Source organism: Aetokthonos hydrillicola CCALA 1050 (assembly GCF_017591665.1).
GTDB lineage: Bacteria > Cyanobacteriota > Cyanobacteriia > Cyanobacteriales > Nostocaceae > Aetokthonos > Aetokthonos hydrillicola.
Window position 1 is genome coordinate 38,265 of the sequence record NZ_JAAKGC010000060.1, and the last position, 6,858, is coordinate 45,122.

The following is a 6,858-nucleotide window of genomic DNA, read 5'->3' on the forward strand; positions in this document are numbered from 1 at the left end:
ACATTATGCCGTGGCCAAAAATTAGAGATTACCAAATAGCTATTCAAAATCCTAATACCCGTTTTAATGACCCTGAGTTGCGACGGGGTGTGCCAGTGATGACTTCAAATGGATTGCCACGTGCCTGTACTGGGGGATTTGCCATTGTTTATAAAATAGATTGTGGCACTCGTAAATGGGCAATACGCTGTTTTCAGCACAATCAACCAGAACGTAAAATTCGTTATGAAATAATTAGCAAGTATTTAAAAAAACACAATAGTTCTTATTTCGTTAACTTTGAATTTCAGCAAGTAGGAATTAAGGTTAATAAACAGTGGTACCCAATTATTAAAATGGAGTGGGTTGAGGGAAAGACCCTGAGAGAATATATTCAAAGTATTCTAAGAAATTCAATTGCTTTAAAGCAATTAGCTGACCGTTGGCTGTGCCTGGTAAAAGACTTGAAACAAATGAGAATTGCTCACGGTGATTTATCCGATAGCAACGTCCTAGTAGTGGGTGACAAGCTCAAGTTGATTGATTATGATGGGATGTTTGTTCCGCCTTTAACCGGAACACTGGGCTTGGAAGTTGGTAATCCCGATTATCAACATCCGAAACGAACAAGAGAGGATTTTAGTCTCGATATCGATAATTTTTCTGCTTTGGCTATCTATACTGCCATTAAAGCTTTAAGTGAGCAACCACAGTTATGGACTACGTTTGATAATGGTCAAAACATTCTTTTTCGCCGCAATGACTTTCGACAACCTCAAAATTCTCAAGTATTTGCAGAACTTAAATTGCTGGCTAATCAGGATGTTGTCAAAGGTGTTAAGGCTCTGCAATCTGCTTGTTTTAAGGAAGTAAGTCAGGTACTACAGATAGAGCAAGTTATTCCTCCTATCCCCGTTGCTCTCCCTCGTCCTCTATCTGTTGCTCCTTCTTCGACGAGCCCTCCGATACTAAAGTGGATGTTTGATATCGAGCGCACTACTGTACTGAAAGTTGTGCCAGAAAGTATTATTAGCAACCTGCCTAAACAGCTAAAAAAGCGGTTGTTAATTCCAACAACTATTAACGAGGCTATTCGTAATGCTAAGCCCGGTGATACTATCCTGGTTCCAGCAGGAATTTATCAGGAGAGCCTTATTATTGATAAGCCCGTTCAAATCGTTGGTATTGGCTCGGTCGAGGAAATTATTATTGAGAGTATAAACTCATCATGTATCTTAATGGGTGCTGATTATGCTGAAGTGCGTGGTTTAACCCTACGTTGTCGGACTGGAGAAAAAAATTTTGCTGGCGTAGATATTCCCTTTGGGGAACTGCTGTTAGAAAACTGTGACATTACTTCTGACCATTCCTGTATACATATTCACGGTTCGACAGCCAAACCTGTCATCCGTAACTGTCAAATTCATCATGGGAAATACTTTGGTCTCTTAATACGGAAGAGTGCTCGGGGAATAGTGGAAGGATGCAATATCATCATGAATGAATATGATGGGGTTCATATTACTAGTGGAGCAGAACTTCGCATTCAAGGTAGTCGAATTAGTGGGAATGGCTCATATGGTGTGCGGGTAGTTGAAAGAGGTAAAGGAACAGCAGAGAACTGCGATTTAACTAATAATGGGAAGGGTTCGCTGTTCGTCGCAGCATTCTGTAAGTTTACGCGCCATAACAATCGGTGATCAACGAGCAACCAATGCAGGTAAACTGAGCCATTGCTTCACAACCATCGACCACCGCGAAAACGCCAATGGGGAAATAGAATACGCATCACGCTTTGGGAAGCGATAAAAACTGCTATCCACACGATACTATAGTGAACCAAAAAAACTTTGATGGGAACTTCTTGGGGAACAGGTAAGAGATGAAAAACTCCGACCCCAAGCCAAACAAATACCATTTCCCAAATACCTGCAAATAACTGGTAAATTGCAGGCCAATCCCTATCCCAACGATACTTTTGGAGTTGATTATAAACTATATCCCAGGCTAAGCCAAAGATAGCAACATAGGCAAGTATCTCAAAATAAACTATGCCAGGACTGGAAGCAATTAAACCCGTCGCAAACGGTATGGACACCGCAACGCCTACGGTTAAAAGTAGTAATAGTCGAGTTTGCCAGCGACCAAATAAAGTTGGCGTCATACGAGATTTTGAATATTAAAATTATAGGGAGCAAGAGCATCCCAATTGATAACATCTTCTAATAAAGCTTTATATCCTAGCGTATTCGGGTGCAGCCCATCGTTACTCATGCGCTTAAGCCTCCAAGTCTCACCGCGATCCATCCATTGTTGGAAAATATCGAGATATGGAATCTCTCGCTTAACACAAGCAAGTTTAGTAGCTTCTTTATAACAGTACTGGTCTGTATGGTTGTAATACAAGCAATCTAGAAACGGCATTTTCGCTTCATCAACGGGAACCATACCGACAAAGAGTACAGGACAAAGTTGTTGTGCTCGTTCTAGTAAAGAAGTTATCTGGGATTCAAAAGTTTTAAAATCTGTATAATTTTTCCCATTCGGACGACCTACCCTTGCTGAGTCGTTCACCCCGACTGAAAGAATAATTAAGTCAGGAACACGATTTCGCAATTCACCTCGATGACGAAATTCAACTTCTAGTCTTTCTGCGACTTGGTGAGTGCGATCGCCCCGTACGCCCAAATTATATATGATATGACCTGCACTATCAGGTAACATCCACCATCGCCGCAGTTGTTCAACCCATCCTCCTCCTTCTGGATCGCCGAAGCCATAGACTAAGCTATCTCCCAAAGCGACAATCTTTAAGGGCTGACGAAGATTGGATACAACTGACTTTTCTTTGACAGAATGTTTTTCCAGTGCCTGCATCTTATAAAATGTTAATTTTTTTATCTTTACAAAATTCTATCAAAACATAGCAGTAAACCCCTAGATTTTCACCAGGGGTTTACAGTAAAAACACATTGATTTTAATCTACTGAGACAGCATCAGAGCAAAGATTTGATTGCTATCTCAAAGACCGACCTGTACAGGTCTGCGAGGAATTTGAACTTCATACTCAGCTGATTGTAACAGCGATCGCCCTGTCATTTCCACAGGAATTGGTAACTGTAAAATATCCAGAATTGTAGGCGCGATATCAGCTAACTTTCCATCGCTGCGTAGTACAACATTTGTACCATGTCCAGGGATTTTGACCTTTTCTCCTTCTACAAGGATCAAAGGAACTGGATTAGTGGTGTGAGCTGTCCAAGGATTACCGTCATGATCTCGCATAAACTCAGCATTGCCATGATCAGCAGTGATAATTGTTGTTCCCCCAACCTTGCTAATGCTAGCAAGCAGGTTACCCAAATATTTATCAACTGTTTCTAGTGCTTGAACTGTAGCTTCCATGTTCCCAGTATGTCCCACCATATCTGGGTTGGCATAGTTTATTACAATTAGAGAGTAAATACGCTTTTCAACAGCGGCGATCGCCACATCTGTAACTGCCGCTGCTGACATTGCAGGTGCATTATCGTAAGTCGCCACCATTGGACTATTAACCAATTCTCGGTCTTCTCCGGGAAAAGGATCTTCTAACCCACCATTAAAGAAGTAAGTGACGTGGGCGTATTTTTCTGTTTCCGCAGTCCGAAGCTGTTTTAAACCATGCTTAGCGATGACTTCTCCCAGAATGTTACTAAGATTCTGGGGCTCAAAGGCAACCCCAACTGGTAAGTCTGGGTCGTATTGAGTAAAAGTAACAAAAGAAAGCGGCGTTATTTGGTCTCTTGTGAAACCCTTAAACTCTGAACTAATCAAAGCTTGGGTAAGCTGCCTAGCACGATCTGGGCGGAAGTTAAAAAATATAATGCCATCTCCAGGTTCTACTGCACCTGGAGCAATTCTAACTGGGACAATAAACTCATCAGTTACATCTTCTGCATAAGATGCTTGTATGACTTGCAATGCCGAAAGACCGTTACCAGAGCTATCTTGTGTCATCACGTCATAAGCTCGTTTGACCCGATCCCAGCGTCGATCTCGATCCATCGCATAGTAGCGACCACTAAGGGTGACAATTTGCCCTATTCCTATGCGGTCTATATAATCTTGAATCTGCCCTATCGCTTTTAGACCTTCTTTTGGGCTAGTGTCGCGACCATCGGTAATTGCGTGTATACAGACAGATGTAATATTTTGCGACTTTGCTAGGTTCAGTAAGCCAAACAGGTGACTAAGATGAGAGTGTACACCACCCTCAGAGCAAAGCCCTACTAGATGCAGCTTGCCATTACGACTAAGCACTTCCTGGCAAATTTTGACAAGTGCTGGATTTCCGAGGATCGAGCCATCTTCTACTGCATCTGTGATGCGTACCAGTTCTTGTGGTACAACTCGTCCAGCGCCAATATTTAGATGACCAACCTCAGAGTTCCCCATTTGACCCTCTGGCAAACCCACAGCTTTTCCCGATGTGCGGATGAGGGTATGGGGATAAGCCGTCCATAGACTTTCCATCACCGGAGTGTTAGCTGCGGCGATCGCATTTCCATCTATCTCCTCGCAGTAGCCCCATCCGTCTAAAATGACTAGCACCACGGGAGAAACAGGTGCTTTGGTCATAACAAAACTGCCTTTTACTTTTTGTAATACTTGAATGATACCATTGCTAAGAACTTCTGCAAGTGGATTTTTGCTCATCCACTTGTTTCATTACAATTTATTAAGTTTGTCAAGCAGAATTTGTGAGGTCAGTCGACAGAAGTGAGAATAAAAAGAATTCAGAACTCAGAACTCAGAACTTAGAATACACCATCCCTTTATGGGTGAGATATTCTGACTACTGAATTCTGTCTCCTGACTCCTCTTTTATTTTCGTTTGGCACTAGCTTTGGCGGCTTTTGCTGCTTTCTTTGCGGCTTTCTCAGCAGCTATTGCTGCTAACCTTACCTGTTCTTTTTCTTCTTCAAGTTTGTCTAGATAGTAATGATAATCACCGAGATAAACGCGGAACTCACCATCTCGAATTTCTACAATTTTATTGGCAACCTGAGAGATAAAATACCGGTCGTGGGAAACCACAAGCACCGTGCCATCGTAGTTTTGTATGGCTTCTTCTAGCATTTCTTTAGCGGGAATATCGAGATGGTTCGTGGGCTCATCTATAATCAACAAATTCGCAGGGCATAATAGCATCTTTGCTAACGCCAGACGTGCTTTTTCGCCACCACTTAGTGCTGAAACTGCTTTAAAAACAGTATCTCCACTAAAGAGAAACTTTCCTAATAGAGTGCGAACTTCTTCATTCTTCCAATCTGGAACCTCGTCATGAATAGTTTCCATGACTGTTTTTTTCAAATCCAAAGCTTCTGCCTGGTTTTGTTCAAAATAGCCTGGAATAACACTGTGTTCGCCTAAATTGACGAGCCCTTCTGTTGGTTCCTCGATCCCCATAATTAAGCGTAACAAAGTGGATTTACCAGCTCCGTTAGGCGCGATAAAAGCGATGCGATCGCCTCTTTCGATTAAAAGATTTGCACCCAAAAATAACACTTTATCGTCGTAGATATGGGTTAAGTCTTTAATTATCACCACCTCACGTCCACTACGGGGTGCAGGGGGAAAACGGAAGTGTAAAGTTCTTACCCCAGCCGTAGGGGCTTCAATACGCTCAATTTTTTCTAATTGTTTCTCTCGGCTCTTTGCTTGAGTACTACGGGTAGCACTAGCGCGAAATCTGTCAACAAACGCTTGTTGCTTTTCTAATTCTTTTTGTTGGCGTTCGTAAGCACTCAGTTGAGCGGACTGGTTTTCAGCTTTCTGTTGTAAGTATGCTGAGTAGTTACCTAGATATGAAGTAGAAACCCCACGTTCGGTTTCGACTATTTGAGTACAGAGGCGATCCAGAAACTCACGGTCATGAGAAACTATGACCATGGGAGTACTTAGCCCTTTGAGATAATTTTCTAACCACTCAATAGTTTCTAAATCTAAGTGGTTTGTCGGTTCGTCCAGTAACAATAAGTCAGGTTTTTGCAGCAGGATTTTTCCTAAACTCATCCGCATCTGCCAACCACCGCTAAAAGCGCTAACGAGGCGATCTCCATCGCCCAGATCGAATCCAACTTCTGGTAAGAGTTTGTCGATCTGGGCTTCTAAGCCGTATCCGTCCAAAGCTTCAAAGGAGCGCTGAAGCCGATCCATTGTGTGGATCAGTTTGTCTAACTCCTCTGGTGTTGCAGTTTCCATTTCGCGATGGACTTGTGTCAATGCTTCATTAACTTTATTGGCTTCACCAAAGGCACGCCACAATTCTTCTTTTACAGTCCGAAGGGGATCTACTTCAAACTCTTGATTGAGGTATGCTATGTGTAAGCTTGCAGGACGAATAACTTCACCAGAAGTAGGTTCTATTTCTCCTGTGATAATTTTAAGTTGGGTCGATTTTCCAGCGCCGTTTACACCCACCAAACCAATGCGATCGCCTGGTTTGACTTCCCAGTTGACATCCTTGAGGACTTCACCTGTAGGGTAAATTTTACTAATATGTTCAAGTCGCAGCATCAGGTGTCTCCGAAGTAGGTGATAGATAGGGAAGGCAGAAATGCTAGCTCTATGTTAATCGTAACAAAATTTAACTACAAATGTTGGGGAAAAATGGGCATGGGGCATGGGGCATGGGGCATGGGGCATGGGGCATAGGGCATGGGGCATGGGGCATAATTGTCAATTTCCCTGGTGCTATTGTTAAATTTTGTACGTTCCTGTTTGCTTCTTCATGGTTACGCAAACCAACTAGAATATATCTTTCTCCGCATTCCCGCATCCATCCGCAACGTTCCTTCTCGATACCTAACATTAACCAAGACGTTATTATTTTT

General features: G+C 42.5%; 5 protein-coding genes. 1 reads left to right on the forward strand and 4 read right to left on the reverse strand.

The features are described 5' to 3' along the window. Window positions 1-5 precede the first annotated feature (5 nt). A complete protein-coding gene (locus tag G4P69_RS24760) occupies window positions 6-1,679 on the forward strand; it encodes a right-handed parallel beta-helix repeat-containing protein (RefSeq protein WP_208351921.1) in 1,674 nt (557 codons plus the stop codon). Window positions 1,680-1,717: 38 nt separating this feature from the next. On the opposite strand, the gene G4P69_RS24765 is transcribed toward G4P69_RS24760, so the two are convergent. The 4 genes from G4P69_RS24765 to G4P69_RS24780 all read right to left on the reverse strand — a co-directional run bounded on the left by G4P69_RS24765 (window position 1,718) and on the right by G4P69_RS24780 (window position 6,541). Then, on the reverse strand, window positions 1,718-2,143 hold the full coding sequence (locus G4P69_RS24765; protein ID WP_208351924.1) for a hypothetical protein: 426 nt from the start codon (window positions 2,141-2,143) through the stop codon (window positions 1,718-1,720). Beyond that, the gene (locus G4P69_RS24770) at window positions 2,140-2,856 is read right to left on the reverse strand and encodes a GDSL-type esterase/lipase family protein (RefSeq protein WP_208351933.1); all 717 of its coding nucleotides are present in this window, start codon (window positions 2,854-2,856) and stop codon (window positions 2,140-2,142) included. The genes G4P69_RS24765 and G4P69_RS24770 overlap by 4 nt, the downstream gene beginning before the upstream one ends. Window positions 2,857-3,001: 145 nt before the next feature. Next, window positions 3,002-4,600 (reverse strand): 2,3-bisphosphoglycerate-independent phosphoglycerate mutase, encoded by a 1,599-nt coding sequence (gpmI, locus tag G4P69_RS24775; RefSeq protein WP_208351939.1) that lies wholly within the window; start codon window positions 4,598-4,600, stop codon window positions 3,002-3,004. Between the two features lie 246 nt (window positions 4,601-4,846). Next, entirely contained in the window at window positions 4,847-6,541 is a 1,695-nt protein-coding gene (locus tag G4P69_RS24780; protein WP_208351935.1) for an ABC-F family ATP-binding cassette domain-containing protein, read from the reverse strand. Between the last annotated feature and the right edge of the window lie 317 nt (window positions 6,542-6,858).

Coding starts and splice junctions, on each gene's coding strand:
- G4P69_RS24760 (WP_208351921.1), top strand. CDS start 6: ATGCCGTGGCCAAAAATTAGAGATTACCAAATAGCTATTCAAAATCCT.
- G4P69_RS24765 (WP_208351924.1), bottom strand. CDS start 2,143: ATGACGCCAACTTTATTTGGTCGCTGGCAAACTCGACTATTACTACTT.
- G4P69_RS24770 (WP_208351933.1), bottom strand. CDS start 2,856: ATGCAGGCACTGGAAAAACATTCTGTCAAAGAAAAGTCAGTTGTATCC.
- gpmI (WP_208351939.1), bottom strand. CDS start 4,600: ATGACCAAAGCACCTGTTTCTCCCGTGGTGCTAGTCATTTTAGACGGA.
- G4P69_RS24780 (WP_208351935.1), bottom strand. CDS start 6,541: ATGCTGCGACTTGAACATATTAGTAAAATTTACCCTACAGGTGAAGTC.